The 21489-nt window shown below is 67.3% G+C and carries 22 protein-coding genes; 14 read left to right on the plus strand and 8 right to left on the minus strand.

The genetic code is table 11. The annotated features are described in order from the left end of the window. Positions 1-15 precede the first annotated feature (15 nt). Together C9424_RS08020 and C9424_RS08025 are read right to left on the minus strand one after the other, a co-directional pair. Entirely contained in the window at positions 16-654 is a 639-nt protein-coding gene (locus C9424_RS08020; RefSeq protein ID WP_116766357.1) for an NADPH-dependent F420 reductase, read from the minus strand. 52 nt (positions 655-706) lie between these two features. Further along, the gene (locus C9424_RS08025) at positions 707-1342 is read right to left on the minus strand and encodes a hypothetical protein (protein ID WP_116766358.1); all 636 of its coding nucleotides are present in this window, start codon (positions 1340-1342) and stop codon (positions 707-709) included. Positions 1343-1550: 208 nt separating this feature from the next. On the opposite strand from C9424_RS08025, the gene C9424_RS08030 reads away from it, so the two are divergent. Beyond that, positions 1551-1928, plus strand: a complete 378-nt coding sequence (locus C9424_RS08030) for a VOC family protein (protein WP_091248617.1) — start codon at positions 1551-1553, stop codon at positions 1926-1928. 65 nt (positions 1929-1993) lie between these two features. On the opposite strand, the gene C9424_RS08035 is transcribed toward C9424_RS08030, so the two are convergent. Next, a complete protein-coding gene (locus tag C9424_RS08035; RefSeq protein WP_116766359.1) occupies positions 1994-2602 on the minus strand; it encodes an NADPH-dependent FMN reductase in 609 nt (202 codons plus the stop codon). 143 nt (positions 2603-2745) lie between these two features. Next, entirely contained in the window at positions 2746-3150 is a 405-nt protein-coding gene (locus tag C9424_RS08040) for a DUF5997 family protein (RefSeq protein ID WP_043479868.1), read from the minus strand. Between the two features lie 78 nt (positions 3151-3228). Here C9424_RS08040 and C9424_RS08045 point away from each other — a divergent pair, with 78 nt between their 5' ends. The 10 genes from C9424_RS08045 to C9424_RS08095 all read left to right on the plus strand — a co-directional run bounded on the left by C9424_RS08045 (position 3229) and on the right by C9424_RS08095 (position 11044). Beyond that, on the plus strand, positions 3229-3978 hold the full coding sequence (locus C9424_RS08045) for a LysR family substrate-binding domain-containing protein (protein WP_202615811.1): 750 nt from the start codon (positions 3229-3231) through the stop codon (positions 3976-3978). 40 nt (positions 3979-4018) lie between these two features. Then, a complete protein-coding gene (locus C9424_RS08050; RefSeq protein ID WP_116766360.1) occupies positions 4019-4339 on the plus strand; it encodes a DUF6221 family protein in 321 nt (106 codons plus the stop codon). 130 nt (positions 4340-4469) lie between these two features. Beyond that, a complete protein-coding gene (locus tag C9424_RS08055) occupies positions 4470-4772 on the plus strand; it encodes an urease subunit gamma (protein ID WP_116766361.1) in 303 nt (100 codons plus the stop codon). Between the two features lie 10 nt (positions 4773-4782). After that, entirely contained in the window at positions 4783-5133 is a 351-nt protein-coding gene (locus C9424_RS08060) for an urease subunit beta (RefSeq protein ID WP_116766362.1), read from the plus strand. Then, positions 5130-6914 carry an urease subunit alpha gene (gene ureC / locus C9424_RS08065; RefSeq protein WP_116766363.1) on the plus strand — a complete coding sequence of 595 codons (1785 nt, stop codon included), beginning with the start codon at positions 5130-5132 and terminating at the stop codon, positions 6912-6914. The genes C9424_RS08060 and ureC overlap by 4 nt, the downstream gene beginning before the upstream one ends. Positions 6915-6933: 19 nt before the next feature. Next, on the plus strand, positions 6934-7416 hold the full coding sequence (gene ureE, locus C9424_RS08070; protein WP_116766364.1) for an urease accessory protein UreE: 483 nt from the start codon (positions 6934-6936) through the stop codon (positions 7414-7416). A gap of 198 nt (positions 7417-7614) precedes the next feature. After that, on the plus strand, positions 7615-8280 hold the full coding sequence (locus C9424_RS08075) for an urease accessory protein UreF (RefSeq protein ID WP_116766365.1): 666 nt from the start codon (positions 7615-7617) through the stop codon (positions 8278-8280). A 54-nt stretch (positions 8281-8334) separates the two neighbouring features. Next, on the plus strand, positions 8335-8952 hold the full coding sequence (gene ureG, locus C9424_RS08080) for an urease accessory protein UreG (RefSeq protein ID WP_116766366.1): 618 nt from the start codon (positions 8335-8337) through the stop codon (positions 8950-8952). A 200-nt stretch (positions 8953-9152) separates the two neighbouring features. After that, positions 9153-9995: an urease accessory protein UreD gene (locus tag C9424_RS08090; RefSeq protein ID WP_442862020.1), complete on the plus strand. Its 843-nt coding sequence runs from the start codon at positions 9153-9155 to the stop codon at positions 9993-9995. Then, the gene (locus C9424_RS08095) at positions 9995-11044 is read left to right on the plus strand and encodes a HoxN/HupN/NixA family nickel/cobalt transporter (RefSeq protein WP_237563355.1); all 1050 of its coding nucleotides are present in this window, start codon (positions 9995-9997) and stop codon (positions 11042-11044) included. The genes C9424_RS08090 and C9424_RS08095 overlap by 1 nt, the downstream gene beginning before the upstream one ends. 75 nt (positions 11045-11119) lie before the next feature. Here the strand turns inward: C9424_RS08095 and C9424_RS08100 are convergent, their stop codons facing one another. From C9424_RS08100 to C9424_RS08115, 4 genes are all read right to left on the minus strand, one after another. Continuing rightward, positions 11120-13285 carry an alpha-galactosidase gene (locus tag C9424_RS08100; RefSeq protein ID WP_116766369.1) on the minus strand — a complete coding sequence of 722 codons (2166 nt, stop codon included), beginning with the start codon at positions 13283-13285 and terminating at the stop codon, positions 11120-11122. Positions 13286-13424: 139 nt separating this feature from the next. After that, positions 13425-14783, minus strand: a complete 1359-nt coding sequence (locus tag C9424_RS08105) for an ABC transporter substrate-binding protein (RefSeq protein WP_116766370.1) — start codon at positions 14781-14783, stop codon at positions 13425-13427. A 97-nt stretch (positions 14784-14880) separates the two neighbouring features. Further along, positions 14881-15810 (minus strand): carbohydrate ABC transporter permease, encoded by a 930-nt coding sequence (locus C9424_RS08110; RefSeq protein WP_116766371.1) that lies wholly within the window; start codon positions 15808-15810, stop codon positions 14881-14883. Between the two features lie 11 nt (positions 15811-15821). Further along, complete coding sequence (locus tag C9424_RS08115) at positions 15822-16778, minus strand: carbohydrate ABC transporter permease (RefSeq protein ID WP_091248646.1); 957 nt, start codon at positions 16776-16778, stop codon at positions 15822-15824. 157 nt (positions 16779-16935) lie between these two features. Here C9424_RS08115 and C9424_RS08120 point away from each other — a divergent pair, with 157 nt between their 5' ends. The 3 genes from C9424_RS08120 (at position 16936) to C9424_RS08130 (ending at position 20980) form a co-directional block, all read left to right on the plus strand. Next, positions 16936-18201: a Gfo/Idh/MocA family protein gene (locus C9424_RS08120; RefSeq protein ID WP_116766372.1), complete on the plus strand. Its 1266-nt coding sequence runs from the start codon at positions 16936-16938 to the stop codon at positions 18199-18201. 1 nt (position 18202) lies between these two features. Then, complete coding sequence (locus C9424_RS08125) at positions 18203-19282, plus strand: LacI family DNA-binding transcriptional regulator (protein ID WP_116766373.1); 1080 nt, start codon at positions 18203-18205, stop codon at positions 19280-19282. A gap of 99 nt (positions 19283-19381) precedes the next feature. Continuing rightward, on the plus strand, positions 19382-20980 hold the full coding sequence (locus tag C9424_RS08130; RefSeq protein ID WP_116766374.1) for a glycoside hydrolase family 32 protein: 1599 nt from the start codon (positions 19382-19384) through the stop codon (positions 20978-20980). The last annotated feature ends 509 nt before the right edge of the window (positions 20981-21489 follow it).

Genomic DNA, 21489 nt, shown 5'->3' on the forward strand with positions numbered 1-21489 from the left:
GCTGCCGGCCGATTCCTAGTCGATGATTTTCAGGCCGGTGCCCCAGTTGAAGTCGGGATACGCGGGGTTGGCCTGCAGCGCCATGATCAGCAGCTGGAAGCCTTCGAGCTCGCGGGCGTGGCGCAGTCCGCCGACCTGGAGCGGACGCAGCCCTGCGGCCTCGGTGAAGGCTGCGACCTCGTTGCGGGCCTGTTCCGAGTCCGAGGCGATGAAGACATCCAGCGGCATGCCGCCGGTGGTCCCGGCGCCGAGCGTGCCGGCGAAGGTGGTGTTGAACGCTTTCACCACCCGTGCGCCTGGTAGCAGCGCGGCGATTTCTTCGGCCGCTGACGTCCCCGGGCCGACCACCAGGGAATCAAAAGTTTCGGTGTCGATCGGATTGCTGATCTCCACGACCGTCTTGCCGCTGAGCGTGTCGCCGAAATGCGTGGCAACTTCCTTTGCGGGGCCGAAGTAGAGCGCCAGGACGACGATGTCGCCCTCGGGAACCTCGCTCAGGCCGCCGGAGGTGGTGGTGCCGCCAAGTTCAGCAGCGAGCTTGGCGGCATTCTCCGGCGTCCGGTCCAGAACCTGGACGGAGCGGCCGGCGGCGACGGCCCGGGTTCCGATCGCCCGTGCCATATTTCCGCTGCCGATGATCGTGATGTCAGTCATGGTGGTTCCTTCCGAGGTTGGGCGGGAACTGCGGAATCAGCAATTCCGGAGGTCAGCTGTGGGCGCGGTCCGGGCCGTGGAGCCCCGCGGGGTTGACGCCGGCCGCGCGTTCAGCGGCAGCCAGGGCACGTTCCAGCTGGTCCACTGCCGGAGCGTACGCCGTGTCAGCCGAGCCGCGGTCCGTGCGGCCGCCGGGACGGCCGGCGGCCTTGATGGCCCGGATCAGGGCGGCCGTTTCCGGTTGCCGGGGATCGCTCATCGCCGGGTAGTCAATCGAGTACCCGGGATCGAGCTCGTAGCGTTGCCACCGGGCGAGGGCGTTCTTGTGCCGCTCAGCAGCGGCCTCATTCATGAGCTGAGTCTTCCGGGCTGCCCGGCGCGATTCCTGCCGGCGGAGCAGCCGGGGAACGGCCGCAAAAGCCGCCAGGGCCGTCACGGCGGCCAGCATGCCGAGCGCCAGGCCTGCCCAGGGCCACGTGAAGCTGGCGATCAGGACGGCGGGAACCACAACGACGAGTCCGGCAAAAACGTCCCAAAATACGCCGTCTGCGCCCTCTGAGCGTCCCTCGCCGGCTGCCAGGTGCTTGCGGGCCAGGTACATCGAGACGAATGCCGCCCCGGCAACCACGAGCGCAAGGGCCAGGAACTGCCCTGCCGCGAGGGCACCGGTTTGTGAGAGCGACGTCATTGCACACCTCCGGCGGAACCGTCCCGGACGGGCGCTGTTCCGCTAGTTCCATTGGAATCCCTCGCGGCGGGGCCGTCAATGGCCGTTCGGCCCTGCCGGACAGCCGGCAGGACCCCCCGCCGGCGAGCCGGGGACGGCCGCCGCTGAGGCAGTCACGGAGGCCGCGCCACGGTTCCTTCAGGGGTACTCCCGGCGTAGCCTAGGGGCCATGCGACTGAAAATGTGCAGTATCCACGTCAAGGACCCGGCCTCGGCCCATGAGTTCTACACCGGCATCCTGGGCTTTGAAACGCTGATGGCCATGCCGGAGCACAACCTCTTCATCGTTAAGGATCCGGACGGGGCCGGCGGCGCCGGACTGCTGCTGGAGCCCAGTGACAACCCGATCGGGGCGGCCTACATGAACGGCCTGCACGACGCCGGAATTCCGGCGATCGTCTTTGGCGTGCCCGACGTGCGCGCCGAATATGCCCGGCTGGCGGCCAAGGGCGTGATGTTCCAGGCGGAGCCGTCCGAGGGCCCCGGCGGGACCACCGCAGTGTTGGATGACGGCTGCGGCAACTACGTGCAGCTGCACCAGGACTAGCCACACCAGGACCGGCCGCATTAGGTTCGGCGGGAGGGCCCAGGATCAGCCCCACTCAAGTCATATCAGCGGCTCACTTTGTCCTTGTCCGGGTGCTCGTCGCCGATATGGCCGGGCGCGTTGGCGGCCAGGACCCGCTCCACGAAGGAGGCATACTCCTCCATGTAGTGGCGCAGCAGCTTGGCCGTGGCCTCGTCTTTGACCTCGCCGTCCTCGCCGTAGACCTCCGGAACGAAGCGGATGTACGCCTCCGGCGCATTGAGCTGCGGCGCATCCAGGAAGCTCAGCACGCTCCGGAACGAGGACTGCATCACGGCCGTGCCGATGCCGCCGGGGGAGGCGCCGATGATCCCGGTCGGCTTGCGGGAGAAGGAGTTGGTGCCCCAGGGCCGGGACCCCCAGTCGATGGCGTTCTTGAGTGCCCCGGGAATGGACCGGTTGTATTCGGGCGAGACAAACAGGATGCCGTCGGACGCGGCGATCGCATCCTTGAGGGCCTGCGCTTCCGGCGGAAAGGCAGCGTCAAAGTCCGGGCTGTACAGCGGCAGGTCTTTGATGGCGATTTCCGTGAACTCCAGCTCCGCGGGTGCAAGCCGGATCAGGGCCTTGGACAGGGTGCGGTTGATGGAATGGCTCGAAAGGCTCCCGACAAAGTATCCGATCTTGAAGGCCATGGCCTGTTTCCTTCCCGATGCTCCGCCGGTGGCTGGTGGATGGGGAGTGAACATGGGGATCGGACCGGCGGTCCCGACTCACCCCGCGAGCATAGTCCTGCGTCCGCGGGATGAAAATAGAAACCGGGATGAGCCCTCCGCCGCTATTCGGCCTTGGCGCGGGCCTTTTTGGCGTCCTTCTTGGCGGCCTCGTCCTTGACCCGCTGGGCCTCGGCGCGGACGGCGGCGTGGGTGGAGCGTTCGGCGACCAGCCACGCGGGGGGAGCCTGCAGCAGCGCGGTGATTTCCGCCGTCGTCAGCGCTTCCTCAACGCCGCCGCGGGCCAGGCCGCTGATGGAGACGTTGAGCTTTTGCGCGACCACCGGGCGGGGGTGCGGGCCGTTGCGGCGCAGTTCCGCGAGCCACTCCGGCGGGTTGGCCTGGAGCTCGGCGAAATCGGCGCGGGTGATGACCGAATCCTGGAACTCCTGGGGTGTTGCGGGCAGGTAGATGCCAAGCTTCTTGGCAACGGTGGCCGGCTTCATGGACTGGGAGTTTGCAGAGGTCATGCTTCAAGGGTATCCGGCCAGAGGCTTACCGGGCACCGGCACTGAGGCCTGCACGAGCCCGGGCGGTACTGTGAACATGTGTCCGCAGCCGATGAAACACCCCAGACCCCCGACGAAACCGCCGTCCAGGCCGAAGCAACAGCGCGGGAGCTGCGCTTCGCGTACGTCGCCGGCGTCACGCCCGGAAAATGGATCCGGCGCTGGGAGGAACGGATGCCCGATGTTCCGTTGCACTCCTTTATGTCCGACGACGGCGCCCAGCTCGCCGTGCTCCGCGACGGTTCCGCGGACCTGAGCTTCGTCCGGTTGCCGGTGGAACGCGACGGCCTCAGTGTGATCCCGCTGTACGAGGAACAGCCGGTGATGGTGGCACCCAAGGGACACGAGATCTCGGTGTTCGAGGAAGTGGACCTGGCGGACCTCTCCAAGGAGACCTTCCTTGACGTGCAGGAACTTGGCGGCGCCGCGATGGCCCTGCAGGTGGTGGCGACCGGTGCCGGGCTGGTGATCCTGCCGATGTCCGTGGCCCGGCACTTCAATGTCAAAGACACCGTGGCCCGGAAACTCACCGGTGCGCCCGTCACGGAGATCGCCCTTGCGTGGCCCAGCGACTCCACGGATGAGGTGATCGAGGAATTCATCGGGATTGTCCGCGGGCGAACCGCGGCGAGCTCCCGCCAGCCCTCGGCGCAGCAGGAAAAGCCCAAGCGGGAGCCCAAGCCGGACCGGCGCGGCCCCGCGGTCAAGAAACCCAAGGTGGCCCAGCGGTACGCGCCGAACCCGGACAAGGGCCGCGGCAAGGGATCCCGGAAAAAGGGCAAACGCTAGGGCGTAGCCGAGTGAGGGCCGGCACGCATAGGCTCGGTCCGTGGACATCGTCGAATTCCTGACCGCACGGATAAGAGAAGACGAAGCTGCCGCCCTGAAGCTGCTCGGCGACCCCACCCTGGCCGTTTCCGGCGAGTGGTACGAACGCCGCCTGCTTCGCGAGTGCGAGGCCAAACGCCGGCTGATCGACATCATTGAATCCGCCCGGCAGTCCGTCCTGGCGGCGCTGGTCAGCCAGGAACTGGCCGACGCCGGATGGGTGCCGGACGTGATCGAATGGACCACCCTCTCCTTGAACACCCTGGCCCTGCCGTACGCCGACCACCCCGAATTCCAGGCCCGCTGGCGGACCCCCGGGTAGGGATGCGGAAACCGTGCCGGACTCCGGCGCATGTGACGCCGGAAACACGCGGGAAATCTTCCCGGCCTACGCTGGTCACACCGCAGCATCCGCGGTCCGCCAGCCGGGCGGTTCTTGAAGGGATTCCGTCATGCACTTATTGCCCCGTGAGCAGGAAAAACTCATGATCGTGGTCGCAGCGGACCTCGCCCGGCGCCGCCAGGCACGCGGCCTGAAGCTGAACTTCCCCGAGGCCGTCGCCGTCATCAGCTATGAACTGATCGAGGGCGCCCGGGACGGCCGGACCGTGGCAGAGCTCATGAGTTACGGAACCACCCTCCTGGGCCGCGACGACGTCATGGAGGGCGTGCCGGAAATGATCCACGACGTCCAAGTCGAGGCCACCTTCCCGGACGGCACCAAGCTCGTCACCGTCCACGATCCCATCCGCTAGGAGAGCCCTGATGATTCCCGGAGAATACGTTCTCGGCACCGCGCCGCTGACGATCAATGCCGGCCGCGAGGCGGTTGACGTCGCCGTGACCAACACCGGTGACCGGCCCGTCCAGGTGGGCTCGCACTACCACTTTGCCGAAGCGAACGCCGCGCTGCAGTTCGACCGGCAGGCCGCCTACGGCCGCCGCCTGGACATTCCGGCCGGCACCGCCGCACGGTTCGAACCGGGGGACAGCAGGACCGTCCGGCTGATCAAACTCGCGGGCCGGCGTGAAGTGTACGGCCTCAGCAACGCCGTCAATGGCAGACTCCGCGAGACAGGACTCCACGTTTCCGAGGGGACAGGTGACGCACAGTGAGTTTCGAATTGTCCCGCAGGCAGTACGCGGACCTCTACGGCCCGACGACTGGCGACTCCATCCGCCTGGCCGACACCGATCTGTTCCTTGAGATCGAGAATGACCTCACCGTCTACGGCGAGGAAGTGGTGTTCGGCGGCGGCAAGGTGATCCGCGACGGCATGGGCCAGAACGGCCAACTGACCCGGGACGGGGACGGCAGTACTGGTTTCGGCAGTGTTGGTTCCGGCGGCGGAGTTCCGGACACCGTGATCACGAACGTCGTGGTGCTGGACTACACCGGCATTTACAAGGCCGACGTCGCGCTCCGCGACGGCCACATCTTCCGGATCGGCAAGGCAGGCAACCCGCAGATCACCGACGGCGTAGACATCGTGATCGGTGCCAGCACCGAGATCATTGCCGGCGAACGGAAGATCCTGACCGCCGGCGGCGTGGACTCCCACATCCACTTCATCTCCCCGGACCAGGTCCCCGCCGCCCTGTGCAGCGGGGTGACCACGATGGTGGGCGGCGGCACCGGCCCCGCCGAAGGCACCAAGGCCACCACGGTCACGCCCGGGAAATGGCACATCCAGCGGATGCTGCAGGCCGCCGAAGGGCTGCCGATCAACATCGGCCTGTTCGGCAAGGGGCACGCGTCCGCCGTCGAACCCCTGGCCGAACAGATCCGCGCCGGCGCGATCGGGCTGAAAGTCCATGAGGACTGGGGCTCCACCACCTCCTCGATCGACACCTCGCTGCAGGTCGCGGACCAGTACGACGTCCAGGTGGCCATCCACACCGACACCCTGAACGAGTGCGGCTTCGTGGAGGACACCATCCGGGCCATCGGCGGCCGCGTGATCCATACCTTCCACACCGAGGGCGCCGGCGGTGGACACGCCCCGGACATCATCAAGATCGCCGGGCTGCCCAACGTGCTGCCGGCCTCCACGAACCCCACGCTGCCGTACACGCGCAACACGATCGAAGAGCACCTGGACATGCTCATGGTGTGCCACCACCTGAACCCGGACATCCCGGAGGACGTGGCGTTCGCGGACTCCCGCATCCGCGCCGAAACCATCGCCGCCGAGGACGTCCTGCAGGACCTCGGCATCTTCGCGATCACATCCTCGGACTCCCAGGCCATGGGCCGGGTGGGTGAGGTCATCATCCGCACCTGGCAAGTGGCGGACAAGATGAAGAAGCAGCGCGGCGTGTTGAAGGATCCTGACGGTGGCGTGCACGGTGCGGCGTCCGGTCTGGGCGCGGAGAGCGATAACTTCCGGTTGAAGCGGTACGTGGCGAAATACACCATCAACCCAGCCATCGCGCAGGGCATGGCCGATTCCATCGGCTCCGTGGAGGTCGGCAAGTTCGCGGACCTCGTGCTCTGGGATCCTGCGTTCTTCGGAGTCAAACCGGAGCTGGTTCTCAAGGGCGGCCAGATCGCCTACGCCCTTATGGGGGACGCCAACGCCTCCATCCCCACCCCGCAGCCGCGCACCATGCGGCCGATGTTTGCCGCCTACGGCAAGGCACTCCAGCAGTCCTCGATCACCTTCCTGTCCCAGGCAGCAATAGAGGCCGGGGTCCCGGAAGAACTCGGACTGGAGAAGGTCATCCGGCCGGTGTCCGGCATCCGCAGCCTGACCAAGGCGGACCTGAAGTACAACGGCGCCACCCCGGAGATCGAGGTGGACCCGGAAACGTACAAGGTGACGGTCGACGGCGAGGACGTCACGTGCGAACCGTCGGACATCCTGCCCATGGCGCAGCGCTACTTCCTTTTCTAGGCTTCCAGAGGAGACGAACATGATCATCGAAAAGATCCTCGGCAACACACACGACCTTCCTCCCGGGCCGGACCCGTACGCCGGGCTGCACCAGGAAAAGGTCATCCTGCCCAGCGCCCAGCTGGTCAAGCGCATCCAGCGCGTCACCACCGACCACGGCAAAGAGTTGGGCCTGCGCTTTCCCTCCGGTTCCGGGGACCTGCGCGACGGCGACATCCTGCACGTGGCCGAGACCAACATGATCGTTGTCTCGGTGCTGCCCACCGACGTCCTGGTGATCGCCCCGCGCTCCATCCACGAGATGGGCGTGGTGGCGCACTCCCTGGGCAACCGGCACCTGCAGGCCCAGTTCTTCGATGCGTCCTCGGACTACGGGGCAGAGGTAATGGTGTGCCAGTACGACCACACCGTGGAGGACTATCTCAAACACGTCGGAGCGCCCTACGACCGCCAGGAACGCGTGATGCCCGTCCCCTTCCGCCATGCCGAACACTCGCACTAGTTTTCTCTTCCGTGGCTGGGGCGCCGTGGGCGCTGCGGCGGGTGATAGGGGTCGTGCCCGTCCCCAGCCGCTCCCAACTCTCGCAAGCTCGAGTCGGGGCCCTCGCGGCAGTGGGCCCATCGCGGTGCCCGCCACGCCGCGACCCCTATCACCCGCCTCCGCAGATTCGACAGCTTGCCTTGCGTCGTGGGGCCAGTTATGACCTATCAGTTGGCATTGCAGCAGCTGACGGATTCGGCGCTGCCTACCGGGGCGTTTGCTCACTCGCTGGGGTTTGAGAGCTATGTGGAGCGCGGACTGGTGCACGATGAGGAGTCGTTTGGGGTGTGGCTGGCTGCGTTTGTGGGGCAGCAGTTGACGTATTCGGATGCCTTGGCTATTCGGTTCCTCTATGAGGGCGTTGCTGTTGCTGAACTGGACGGTTCGTTGACCGCCCAGCTGTTGCCTCGGCAGATGCGCGAGGCCAGCACCAAGATGGGCACCCGGCTGCTGGAGATTGGCGCGGAGGTCTTTCCTTCCCCTGAACTGGCGGAATACCGGGCGTGGGTGACTTCGGGCCGGGGCGCCGGCCACCAGCCGCTGGCGTTCGCGGTGATTGCCCGTTCCCTGGGAGTCCCGCTGCCCGAGGCCCTCGCCGCCTACCTGTTCGCCACGGTCACGTCGCTGACGCAAAACGCCGTCCGGGCGATCCCCCTGGGGCAGAACGCCGGCCAGCGGCTCCTGCGGAAGGCGGCCGACGACGTCGCTGCCGCGGCCGAGCGGGCCGTCCACCTCACGCCTGACGACTTCGGGGCCGTCAGCCCCGGATTGGAAATTTCGCAGATGCGGCACGAACGCCAGCGCGCCCGCATGTTCATGAGCTGAGCTGACCGAGCAGTACAAGTTGGTCCACTACACGAAATATGTCTGGAGAAGAATATGTCTGAGCCCATCAAAATCGGCATCGGCGGCCCGGTGGGTGCCGGCAAGACCCAGCTCGTGGAGCGCCTCACCCGCCACATGAGCGGGGAAATCTCCATGGCGGCCATCACCAACGACATCTACACAATCGAGGACGCCAAGATCCTCGCCGCCAACGGGATCCTCCCGCTGGACCGGATCATCGGCGTCGAAACCGGCGGCTGCCCGCACACCGCCATCCGCGAGGACACCTCCATGAACACGGCGGCCATCGAGGAACTGAAGAAACGTCACCCGGACCTGCAAGTGATCTTTGTGGAATCCGGCGGCGACAACCTCTCCGCCACCTTCAGCCCGGAACTCGTGGACTTCTCGATCTACATCATCGACGTCGCCCAGGGCGAGAAGATCCCGCGCAAGGCCGGGCAGGGCATGATCAAGTCCGATCTCTTCATCATCAACAAGACCGACCTCGCACCGCACGTGGGCGCGGATCTCTCCGTCATGGAAAGAGACTCCAAGGAATTCCGGGGCGAGAAGCCGTTCTGCTTCACGAACCTCAAGACCGACGAAGGGCTGGAACGAGTCATCGAATGGGTACGGCGGGACGTCCTGATGCTCGACCTGGCGCCATGAGCGTTCTCGGGGTCAGTCCTGGCGACCTAACAGCTGAGGCGGCGAGGCCGGATTTTGGGGCCGCGGCGTGGCGGGCACCGCGGGGGGCCCACCGCCGCGAGGGCCCCGACTCGAGCTTGCGAGAGTTGGGAGCGGCTGGGGACGGGCACGGCCCCAAATCCGGTGAAGCCGCCGGAGCCGGCCAGAGCGCCCAAGAACACATGGGAGAGCTCGAACTCGTCGTCACCAACCGTGCAGGACGTTCTGTGGCCACGCATCAGTACCATCGGGGGGCTATGAGAGTGTTGCGGCCGCATTACTTGGATGGGTCCGGGCAGGTTTGTTATGTGCTCGTCAATCCCGGCGGGGCGTATTTGGGGGCTGACCTGTATGTGATTGACGTGGAGGTGGCGGACGGGGCGAAGCTGCTGCTCGCCACGCAGTCGGCCACCAAGATCTACCGGACTCCGGGGTCCTTTGCGGAGCAGCGGATGCGGCTGCGCCTGGGCGAGGGGGCGCGGCTGGAGCTCGCCCCGGACCAGGTGATTGCCTACCGGGAGGCCAGCTACCGGCAGAATACGCACGTGACGGTACGGCCGTCGTCGAGCCTCATCATGGCCGAAATCATCACTCCCGGGTGGTCGCCGGACGGGGCCTCTTTCCGGTATGAGGAGCTGCGGCTGCGGACGGAGATACGGGTCGAATCCGCGGGAGAAGGCGGGCGCGAGAGCGGGCTGCTGGCCCTGGACAACGTGCTCATCCGGCCGCCCCTGGGCGACGTGACCGGCATGGCGTTCATGGAGGGCTTCAGCCATCTGGGGTCGCTGATCGTGGTGGATCCGCAGGTGGACCAAGCCCTCGCCGATGAACTCCACGAGATCACGGCCGGCTACGGGGCCCATACCGGCATCTCGCTCACCGCCACGGTCCTGGGAACGGCCGGGCTGGTGATGAGGTCGCTCTCGAACAGCACCGAGGAACTCCAACGCGTGGCGGGCGCCGCCACCTCCTTGTTGCGGAAACGCTGGTACGGGCAGGATCCCCTGGACCTGAGGAAGTACTGATGGCCACGACCGAGCAGATGGCGGTATTGTCCCGGCTCTACCGCGAGCGGGCGCAGCTGCCGCTGCGGACCCGGATCCTGGTGACCTTCGGTGCGGTGGCCGCACTGCACGCTGCCGCCGTCGTGCTCCTGGTCGCCGGCGCGGCCGGAGGCGGACAGCCGCTGGGGATCGGGCTGGTCCTGACGGCCTACCTGGCGGGGGTGAAACACAGTTATGACTGGGACCACCTCGCGGCGATCGATAACTCCACCCGGAAGTTCGCGGCCGAACACCGCGATCCGGTCAGCGTGGGCTTCGCGTTCAGCCTGGGCCACAGCTCGGTGGTGGTCCTCGCCGGAGTGCTCGTCGTGTCCGGGGCATCCTTAGTGGGGAGCTTCATGGCCGAGGGGACTCCCGGGAACCGGCTGCTGGGGCTGCTCGGCAGCGCGGTGTCGGGGCTGTTCCTGCTGGCCATGGGTTCCTTCAACGGTTCTGCCTTCCTCCGGACGCTCAAGGTTTACCGTGGCGCCCGGGACGGTGCCACGGTCACTCCCGAGGACCTTGCAGCGAGGGGCTTCGTGGCCCGGCTGCTCGCGGGTCCGCTGGCCCGGGTCCAGCATCCCCGGAACATCTACGTGATCGGCTTTCTCTTCGGGCTGGGGTTCGATACCGCCACGACGATCGGGCTGCTGGTCATGGCGACGGCGGCCTCGCTGGCCGGCGTTTCCCCCCTCGCCCTGCTGGCCCTCCCGCTGGCATTCGCCGCGGCCATGACGCTGTGCGACACCGTTAACGGCGTGGCCATGATGCGGATGTACCGCTCGGCCCTGATGGATCCCCGGCGCAAACTGGGATTCAATGCCGTCATCACGGGCATTTCCGCGGTGTCGGCACTCTTCATTGCGGTCATCACCCTGAGCGGGGCCCTTCATGAGGCATTCGGACTCGGGGACCCGCTGACCAGCTGGCTCGGCTCGGTGGACCTGGGCGACGCCGGGCTGCTGCTGGTGGCGCTGTTGATGTCCGTCTGGGCCGTAGCCTCGCTGCGCCGGCGGGCCCCCGGGGAGTAAGGCGCGGGGCTGATCACAGCCGCCGCGCCCCTCGGCCGGGAGGCCGCCGCGTCCCTCGGCCGGCAGCGGCGGCGCTCAGACGGCCTGGACGTGCAGGAGCAGGGCATGCTCCGGATTCAGGACCGGCAGGGGCAGGCCGACGTGCTGCAGGAAGGCGCCGGAGGCAACGGCCCCGTCTTCCAGCCATGCCGGCGGCCGGATCTGCGTGAACGTGTGCGCGTAGTCGCCGTCAAGGGGGGTGGGCAGTTCGGCCCGGACGCGGTAGGTCCGCTTCGGATCAAGGCCCGGCAGTGAGGCCGGCCCGGGGACCTCTCCCGGGGCCGTGGCCAGCGACACGGCCGCGAACAGGGCCTCGCCGGCGTCGTGCGCGACCACACCGTGGACGCTCAGGGTGGGCTCGCCGGTGTCCGCGTTCACGCGCTTGCCGGAGTGGATCAGTGCCCGGTGGCGCTTGTAGAGCGCAATCGCGCGGCGCAGCGTGGCCCGCTCGTCATCCGTGGCCGCGCGGATGTCCCACTCCATGCCGAAGTGGCCAAAGAGGGCGGTGATGGCGCGGAACGAGATGTCGTGGGTGCGTGCCGTGGTGTGCGAAGTTGTGGGGCCGATATGCGCTCCGACGAGTTCCGGCGGGAGGACCGCCTGGGTCCACCGCTGGATGGTCTGGCGCTCCAGGGCGTCGTTGCAGTCCGATGCCCACACGCGGTCGGTGCGCTGCAGGATGCCGAGGTCCACGCGTGCCCCGCCGGAGGAGCAGCTCTCGATCTCCACGTCCGGGTGGGCTGCCTTGAGCGCGTCGAAGAGGCGGTAGGCGGCCAGCGTCTGCTCATGGACGGACGGGCGTCCGCCGCTCCCGTGCTCGGTGAGGTCCCGGTTCTGGTCCCATTTGAGGTAGGCGATGTTGTTCTCGCGCAGGAGGGCGTCGAGGCGGCCGTAGATGTACTGCCAGGCCTCCGGATTGGCGAGGTCCAGGACATGCTGGTGGCGCCAGGGCTGCGCGAGGCGGCCGCCGTCCTTGTGGGAAAGCGCCGAGGGGCCCACGATCCAGTCCGGGTGTTCGCGGGCGACGTCGGAGTCCAGGTTGACCATCTCCGGCTCCACCCAGAGTCCAAACTCCATGCCGTGGGCGGTCACGGCGTCGATCAGCGGGGTCAGGCCCTTAGGCCACAGACCCTCGTCGACATACCAGTCGCCCAGGCCTGCGTGGTCGTCGCGGCGGCCGCGGAACCAGCCGTCGTCGAGGACGAAGCGTTCCACGCCGAGCCCGGCGGCGGAGTCGGCGAGTTCCAGCAGGGGTTCGAGGCGGTGGTCGAAGTACACCGCCTCCCAGGTGTTGAGGACCACGGGGCGGAGCCGCCCGGACGTGGTGTCCACGTGTTGGGGACGGGCGCGGAACCAGTCGTAGAAGGCCTCGGTGATGCCGTCCAGGCCGTGGCCGGAGTAGGCGGCGAAGAGCGACGGCGTCCGGTAGCTGGCGCCGGGGTGAAGCAGCACTTCGCCGGAGCCGAGCAGTTCCGCGGCGCCGAGCATCCGCCGGCCGTCGGCGAGGCTGTCGAGGTACTGCTCGTGGTTGCCGCTCCAGCCGAAGTGTGTGGCCCAGACCTGGCCTCGGCGGTTGGAGAAGCCGGCGGTGCCGGCGGCGACCAGGAGCGAGGAATCGTGGCCGGTGCGGCCGTGCCGGCCGGTGCGGACCCAGGTGCCCTGCTGGACGGCGTGCCGCTGCGGGTGGTTTTCCCGGCACCAGCGCCCGGTGAGGTCAAGCAGTTCCGTGGCATTCCGCGGTACCGGCAGTACTGCGGCAAGTTCCTCGAGCTGGTAGGCCGCCGTGCCGCCGTTGCTCAGGGTGTGCGCCAGCTCCAGGAGACCGCCGGGGTGCAGGGTGAGTTCGGTGCTGACCTCCAGTCCGGCGTCGGAATCCCGCTGAATGATGAGGACGCCGCGGCCGCCGTCGCGCACCTCGGTTGAAACCACCCGCAGGGCCGGCGAGAAGTCCCGGCCGGGGACCCCGTCGGCGCTCCGGTACCCGCGGAGGCCGGGTCGACCGGCCCAGCCGGAGGAGGCCTGCGGCAGCAGCCCGGCGGTGACCGGGACGTCGAAGGCGGAGTGGGGGACGGGCCCGCGGAGGATCGCCAGATCGGGGAGGTGGTCCCCGAGGTCGGCGCCCCAGTGGACGATCTCGGCCTCGCCGGAGTCGAAGGCCAGCAGGAGGCTGGTGCCGGCAGAACGCAGGTGCACGGGGTGCATGGGATTCGCTTTCAGTAGTGCGGAAGTCAGGTGCTGGTGCGCGGGATCCCGGACGGGGACCCCGCGCACCGGGCGCCGCCGTGGCGGGCGGCTGTGGCTTCAGAGGCTCACTTGTTGAACGGCTTACTTGTTGAACTGTCTACTTGTTGAACAGCGAGTTGACCTGGTCGTTGGCCTGCGAGAGGGAACTGGCCGGCTGCTTCCCGGAAACCACGGCGTCCATGGCCGGCTTCATGATGCCGTCCACCTTGGCCGCCTTGTCGGCGATCGGGAACAGGAAGGTGGTGCTCTCCTTGACCTGCTGGGTGAAGGGCGTCACGTCCACGCCCTTGGCCTTGAAAGCGGCTTCTGCCTTGTCCGAGGAGGACTTGATCGCGGGGAACACCACGGCCTTGGAGGCTACGACGTCCTGGCAGGCGGCGGAGCCCAGGTACTCGGCGAACTTCACGGCGGCGGCGGGCTTCTTCGTGCCGGCCCACACGGAGTCGGCCAGGCCGTTGAACATGGAGGACCGCTTGCCGTCGGGGCCGGTGGGGGTCGGGGCGATTCCGACGTCGACGCCCTTGTAGCCGGTGTACTGGCCGATCATCCACGACCCGTGGGCGTTGATGACAGACTTCCCGGCGGCGAAGGTGTCCGCCATGCTCGCACCGACGGTGGTTTCCAGTTTGGGCATGTAGCCCTTCTCCGCCAGCCCGGCGAACCAGGCGATGGATTCCTGGAACTTGGGGTCGTCGTAGTTGAAGTGGGTGCCCCACGGGTTCTTGTCCGTGTGGGTCCACCCGGTGGTGCCGGTAAGGTAGCTCCACTCGGTCTGGCCCTGGCCGGAGCCGGAGCTGTTCAGGCCGAGGCCGTAGACCTCAACCTTCGTCTTGTCGAAGCCGGGCTCGTCTCCGCGCTTGCCGTTCTTGTCCACGGTCAGGTGCGCGATCGCCTTTTCATAGGTGCCCCCGTCCTGCGGGTTCCAGGTCAGGGTTTTCATCTGTTCATCGCTGATTCCGGCGCCGGCGGCGAGCTTCTTGTTGTAGAAAAGCGAGATCGTGTCCCAGTCCTTGGGCAGGCCGTAGCGCTTGCCGTCCTCGCCGACCCAGAGATCAGCGAGACCTTTGTTGTACTGGGTGAGGTCGACGTGATCGTTCGCGACGGCGTCGTCCAGGGCCAGCAGCTGGCCGGTCTTGGCGAATTCGGGGTACTTGGCCAGGTGGTCGGTGAAGACGTCCGGGGCGGTGCCGGCGACAAAGCCGTTGGTCAGGGTGCTCCAGTAGTCGTCCCAGCCGCGCTGGGTGATCTTGACGGTGATGTCCGGGTTGGCCGTGTGGAAGTCATCGGCGCACTGCTGGTAGGCCGGGAGCTGGTTGGAGTCCCAGAGCCAGTAGCTGATCTCGCCCTTAGCTTGATCGCCTGAGGCACCTGAGGCCTCTCCGCCGCTTCCGCAGGCGGAGAGGGCGAGGACAGCGGCGGCCGCGGCGGCGAGGGCGCCGACTGCTTTCTTGTTCATGGGGGTCCTTTCGGGACGGTGTTTTCGGGAAGGGGCTTTAGGGGCGGGCTTTTGGGATGCGGGTGCGGGTGGAACGTCCAGCACAGGTTGGGGCGGGTTACTTGATTCCGGAGAAGCCGATGGAGTTGACGATCTTCTTGCCGAAGGCGATGAAGAGCAGCAGGACAGGCAGGGCAGAGATGAGGGTCGCGGCCATGAGACCGGACCAGTCCGGCGCACCCTGGGGTGACTGGGATTTGAAGACGCCCAGGCCGACCGTGAGAACGCGGACGTTTTCCTGGTTGCCGACCAGCAGCGGCCAGAAGTACTCGTTCCACTGCCCGATGAAGGTCAGCAGCGCCAGGGTGGCGATCGGGGCGGCGGCGTTGGGCAGCACAATCTGGAAGAAGATGCGCAGGTGCTTGGCGCCGTCGAGCATGGCGGCCTCCTCCACTTCACGGGACATGTTCAGGAAGAACTGCCGCAGGAAGAAGATCGCGAACGGGGTCATGAAGAGGTAGGGCAGCACCATGCCGAGCATCGTGTTCAGCAGGCCGAGGTTCTTGATCAGCAGGAAGTTGGGCAGCGCGGTGAAGATCGGCGGGACCATCATGGTGGCCAGGAAGAGGCTGAACACGGCGTTCCGGCCCCGCCAGCGCAGGCGGGAGAAGGCATACGCGGCCATGGCGCTGAAGAAGACGGCACCGGCGGTGGTGATCCCGGCGAAGAGGACGGTGTTGCGCAGGTAGATCCAGAAGTCGATCTTGGCTCCGGAGCCTCCCTCCGCCATGGCTTCCTGGGCGGTCTGGAGGCCGAAGACCCGCTTGTACGCGCCGAGGTTGAAGTCGGCCGGCAGCAGGTTGGACGCGTTGCTGGCCAGTGCGCTGTTGGAGGACAGTGACGTGCGCAGGACCCAGTAGAAGGGCAGTACCGAGACGGCGACGGCAAGGACCACAAGGGCCCAGGCTCCGGCGCGGCGCCAGTTGAAGCGGCGGCGGCCGTTGATGCGCCGTGACTTGGCGGGGATGGCTGACGTGGCAGTAGTCATGCTGGGACTCCTTAGTCCAGGTCCGACTCGTTGCCCTTGAGGAACTTCATCTGGATGAAGGCGACCAGGGCGAGGATGACGAAGAGGATGACAGCGAGGGCCGAGCCGTAACCGAAGTCAGACTCCGTGAACGCCCGCTGGTAGATGTAGTACTGCAGGACGCGGCTGGCGTTGATCGGGCCGCCCTGGGTGGTGACGGCGACGGTGTCGAACACCTGGAACGAGCCGATGACGGTGACGACCAGGACCAGCACGACGACGGGCCGGAGCAGCGGCATGGTGATCTTCCAGAAGGTCTGGAAGGGTGAGGCGCCGTCCAGGTTGGCGACCTCATACAGGTGCTGGGGGATGGCCTGGAGGCCGGCAAAGATCAGCAGGGCCGTGTAGCCCATGTGCCGCCAGGTGTTGATCAGGGCCTGGGTGGGGATGGCCCATTCCTCGCTGCCGAAGAAGGCGATGCGGGGCAGGCCGATGGCGTCGATGAGGTTGTTCACGATGCCGATCTGGTAGTCCAGCAGCCAGAACCACAGCAGCGCGGCGATGACGTTCGCCATCAGGTAGGGCAGCAGCAGGCTGCCGCGGATGAAGGTCGACTTGGCGACCCGGTGCATCAGGAGGGCCAGGCCCAGGGCCAGGACGGTCTGCAGGACGATGTTGATCAGGACGTACTGGGTGGTGACGCCCAGCGCGTTCCAGAACAGCGGGTCCTTGGCGATCGCGGCGTAGTTGGCGCCGCCGATCCACTTCGGCGTTCCGAGGATGTTGTATTCGGTGAAGCTCAGGTAGAGACCCCGGATGCTCGGCACAAGGTAGAACACCACGAAGCCGAGCATGGCCGGGGCGATGAAGAGAAGGGCGACCCTCAGGTCGCTCCGGGTTCGACGCCGGCGGCGGGGGGCGGCATCGCCTGTTCCCGTGCCGGTCGCCTTGCGGGCCGGGGCGGCTCCGCGGGCAGTTGTGGTGGTCATTTGAGGTTCCTCCGCTGTGAGGTGGATAACAACTGAGGCTTGAATCTACACGAGTAACTTTCGAATGCGCAACAGTTTCTTTGATGTTTCCGGGGTGAAACCATCCGCTCATCATCAGGTATTGACTCGAGTAGAACCTGATGTGAAACTTGCGTGCATGACGTTCTCACTAGGCATCGTCGGCGCCGGGCAGTTCGCAGGTGCCTTCGCCAAACTCTTCGACGCCCACCCCGCAATCTCAGAAGTCCACGTCACCGACGTCCTGCCGGAACGGGCCGAGGCCCTCCGGGAGCGGCTCGGCCTCGCAGGCACTTATCCCAGTTTCGAGGCCATGCTCGACGGCGGCCTGGACGCCGTGGCGATCTTCACCCAGCGCTGGACGCACGGGCCGCTGGTCTTGCAGGCGCTCCGCGCCGGCAAGCACGTCTACTCGGCCGTGCCGATGGCTGTCAGCGAGGACGAGATCGCCCGGATCATCGAGGCCGTCCGCGAGACGGGCCTGACCTACATGATGGGCGAGACAAGCTACTACAACCCCGCAACGGTGTACGCCCGCAAGCGCCGGGCCGAGGGCGCGTTCGGCCGAATTTTCTATGCCGAGGGCGACTACGTGCACGACATGGACCTGGGCTTTTACGAGGCCTACCAGTACAGCGGCGGGGAGGACTGGAAGCGCACCGCCAGCTACCCGCCTATGCTGTACCCCACCCACTCCACCGGCGGGGTGCTGGGCGCGATCGGCGGCCACGCCGTCAGCGTCAGCTGCATTGGCGTCCCCGACGAGCGCGGCGACGGTGTCTTCGACAAAGACGTCAGCATGTTCGGCAACGATTTCTCCAACGCGACCGCACTTTTCGAACTCTCCAGCGGCGGGTCCATGCGCATCAACGAGATGCGCCGCGTCGGCTACCCCTCCCACCTGCGCGAAAGCCGCTTCCGCTACTTCGGCACCGAAGCCAGCTTCGAGCAGCTGGCCCTGGTCAGCGTGTGGCAGGACAAGGAATCCGTGACCGATGTCAGTGCGGAACTGGCCACACACGCCACGCTCGACGCCGACGATCCGGCGCTGGCCGGCGTCGCACCGGCCCTGCGGGACGCCTTCACCTCCGGAATGGCCGCCGTGCACGACGCCGGCCGGCTGCCCGCCGAATTCCGCGGACTGCACAACGGGCACGAGGGCAGCCACCACTTCCTGGTGGACGACTTCGCCACCGCCGTCGACACCGGGACGCTCCCGCCTGTCAACGCCTGGGAGGCAGCCCGCTACACCCTCCCGGGGATAGTGGCGCACGAGTCCGCCCTCCGCGGCGGGGAGCGGCTGCCCGTGCCGGACCACGGCGACGCCCCGGCCCGGCTGCCCACACACGGACCTGTTGGAGAGGCGTCTGACGGGGAAGGCGTTGCCGGGGAAGCCCGGCGGTAGCATGGTCACTGTGCCACACTCGCCAGCTTCCGCCAGGCCCACGATCACCCGCAAAGACGTGGCCAGGCTGGCCGGCGTCAGCACCGCCGTCGTCAGCTATGTGGTTAACGGCGGACCCAAGCGGGTCTCCCCGGTGACGGCCGCCAAGGTGCGCGAGGCCATCAGCGCCCTCGGATACCGGCCGAACGCCGCGGCGCGGGCACTGAAGCTGGGCTCCAGCGAGATGCTCGGCATGGTGGTCCCGGACACCACCAACCCCTTCTTCGCCACCCTGGCCCGCGCCGTGGAGGAAGCCGCCGCCGCCCGCGGCTACGCCCTGCTGCTGGCCAACTCGGGCGGATCGGCGGCCAACGAGCGCCGCCAGGTCAGGAACCTCGCCAGCCGCCGCGTGGACGGGGTCTTCCTCTCCAGCGTGCTGTTCGAACCGGACCTGACCGAACTCGAGCATTCCGAGATCCCCGCCGTGCTGCTCAACCACAGCAGCGAGGTGCCGGGCTTCAACTCGGTGGGCGTGGAGCTGCTTGAAGGCTCCCGGCGTGCCGTCGAGCACCTGGTGGGCCACGGCCACCGCAACATCGCGCTGGTCATGGGTATGAACTCCGGCAACGATCTGGATGCCCGCGAGGTCGGGTGGCAGCAGGGCCTCGCGGAAGCCGGGCTTCCGGAAGGGCCCATTCTGCGCTGCGACTTCGACCGGCAGGGCGGCTACCGGGCCGGTCAACGGCTGCTCGCCTCCGCGGACCGGCCCACCGCCGTTTTTGTCAGCTCCGACCTCCAAGCGGTCGGGCTGCTGCGGGCCGTGTCCGAGGCCGGCCTGCGGGTCCCAGAGGACCTGGCGGTCTTCTCCTTCGACGGCTCGGCCGAGGCGGAGTACAGCTGGCCGCCGCTGAGCACGGTCGTGCAGCCAGTCCAGGCCATGGCCGAGGCCGCCGTCGAAGCGCTCATCGACTTCGACGGCGTGTCTCCAACCCGGAACAGGATCTTCCCCGTGGACCTGGTCCTCCGGGCCTCCTGCGGCTGCGTGCCCGTGCCCGCCGCCGCGGCGGCCGCTCCGGGTCTGCCTGCCGGGCCTGCCAGCTAACGTTCCCGCCCCCGCACGTCCCCCTTCTCCGTACCGTTCCCCGTTCCACATACCGGGCGCGTTGATGAGCCGCGCCTTGCCGAGCCCCCAGAGGTCCACATGAATGTCCCCGCATCTGCTGTTGTTTCTGCTGTGCCGGAAGCGGCCGCGTCCCTGCCGCTATCCTCCGACCCGTTCCGGCCCGAGTGGCACTACTCGGCCGGCAAGAACTGGCTCAACGACCCCAACGGGCTGATCCACCTGAACGGCACGTACCACCTCTTCTACCAACACAACCCTTCCGGAGACGCCTGGGGGAACATGTCCTGGGGTCACGCGACATCGGCGGATCTCCTGCACTGGGAAGAACAGCCGGTCGCCATTTCCTGCGACGGGAACGAGGCGATATTCTCGGGCTCCGTGGTGCTCGACCCGGACAACACCAGCGGCTTCGGCACCCCCGGGAAGCCGCCGCTGGTGGCGGTCTACACCAGCGCGTACACCGACGCTTCGCCGCTGCGCGGGCGGCAGGCCCAGTCTTTGGCCTACAGCCTGGACCGGGGACAGACTTGGACCAAGTACGTCGGCAACCCCGTCCTGGACCGCACTTCTGCCAACTTCCGCGACCCCAAGGTGTTCCGCTACGACGGCCCCGAGGGAAGCTACTGGGTGATGGCCGCGGTGGAGGCCACGGACTGTGTGGTGGTCCTCTACCGGTCGACGAACCTGAAGGACTGGGAATTCTTGAGCAGCTTTGGCCCCGCGAACGCCACCGGCGGTGACTGGGAGTGCCCTGACCTCTTCCCCCTCGCGGTGGACGGCGACCCGGCCGACACCAAATGGGTCCTGGTGGTCAACCTCAATCCGGGCGGCATTGCCGGCGGCTCGGGCGCCCAGTACTTCGTGGGCACGTTCGACGGCGTGCACTTCCGTTCGGAGACCACGGTCACCGAGGGCCTCCAGCCGGACGGAAGCCGGATGCCGGACTATGCCTGGCTCGACCGGGGACGGGACTACTACGCGGCCGTTTCGTTCAATGACGCCCCCGGCGGCCGCCGGATCATGATCGGCTGGATGAACAACTGGGACTACGCGGGCAAGACACCAACCAAGGGCTGGCGCGGCGCCATGTCCCTGGCGCGGGAAGTCACCCTGACGCGGCTGCCCTCCGGCGGCGTCGTCCTGCGGCAGGCGGCAGTCGATCCCTTCGACGGACTGGACGACGCCCCGGACGTCCACCGGATCCCCCTGGGGTCCCGGGAACTCCACCCCGGAACCGTGGACCTTGTGGCGCCGGATTCGGACGCCGCCGTCGGGGCCGCCGTATCGACCGCCGCTTCAGCCGCCGCGCGCATCGACGTCGAGATCGAGCCCGGAACCGCCGCCAGGGTGGGTCTCCTGCTCCGGACGGGCGGCGCCGAGCGGACCGTACTGGCCTATGACACCGCCACGTCGAGGCTGTCCCTGGACCGTCGGGAGTCCGGCGCCGTGGAATTCCACGAGGGTTTCGCCTCGGTGGAACACGTTCACGTGCCTCTCGACGCCGGGCGGCTGCGGCTACAGGTATACCTGGACGCCTGCTCGGTGGAGGTCTTCGCCCAGGACGGCCTGGCCGTCCTCACGGACCTCGTCTTCCCGGCGGAATCCAGCACCGGAATGGCGTTGTTCGCGGAGGGCCACGGAGCGAGGGTACGGATGCTGGACATCCGGCGCCGCTAGGCTCGCGTGCCGTTGAATTCTCCGGGTTCCGCCGCGGAGATTCCCCACCTTCAACGGCGCGACGCCGCCAAGTGCCGGCGGTTCGGCGAAACACGCCGGCCGGATCCCGCAAACATGGGGAAACCCCGACGCCGTTTGCCCGACACTAAAGCAACAGCCGCCACCGGCATTTCTTGGTAGCCGACTTTCCTCCTGTTCCGCGGGTCCGCCGCGGTTGCGGGGGCCGGAGCCGCGATCGGCGGCATCCTCGGCGGGGCGGCGGGCGCCGGACTGGGAACGGTCATTGGTGGTGTTGCCGGCAAGATCGTGGATGAGTGCTTGTCCTGACCCTTGTTTGTTCTGAGCCCTGTTTGTCCTGGCCTCGGGCGCCGGGGTAGGGGGACGACTGAATGCCCTGACCGGGTCCATGATGCGGAGAGTTTCCGACGACACCCAAAATTCCTACCGATACCTGAATTCCGGTGTCGGTAGGAATATTGCGCGTCGCAGGGCCGACTGAGCGTCGCCGG

The organism is Arthrobacter sp. H-02-3 (assembly GCF_003097355.1).
In the GTDB taxonomy this organism is placed as follows: domain Bacteria; phylum Actinomycetota; class Actinomycetes; order Actinomycetales; family Micrococcaceae; genus Arthrobacter; species Arthrobacter humicola.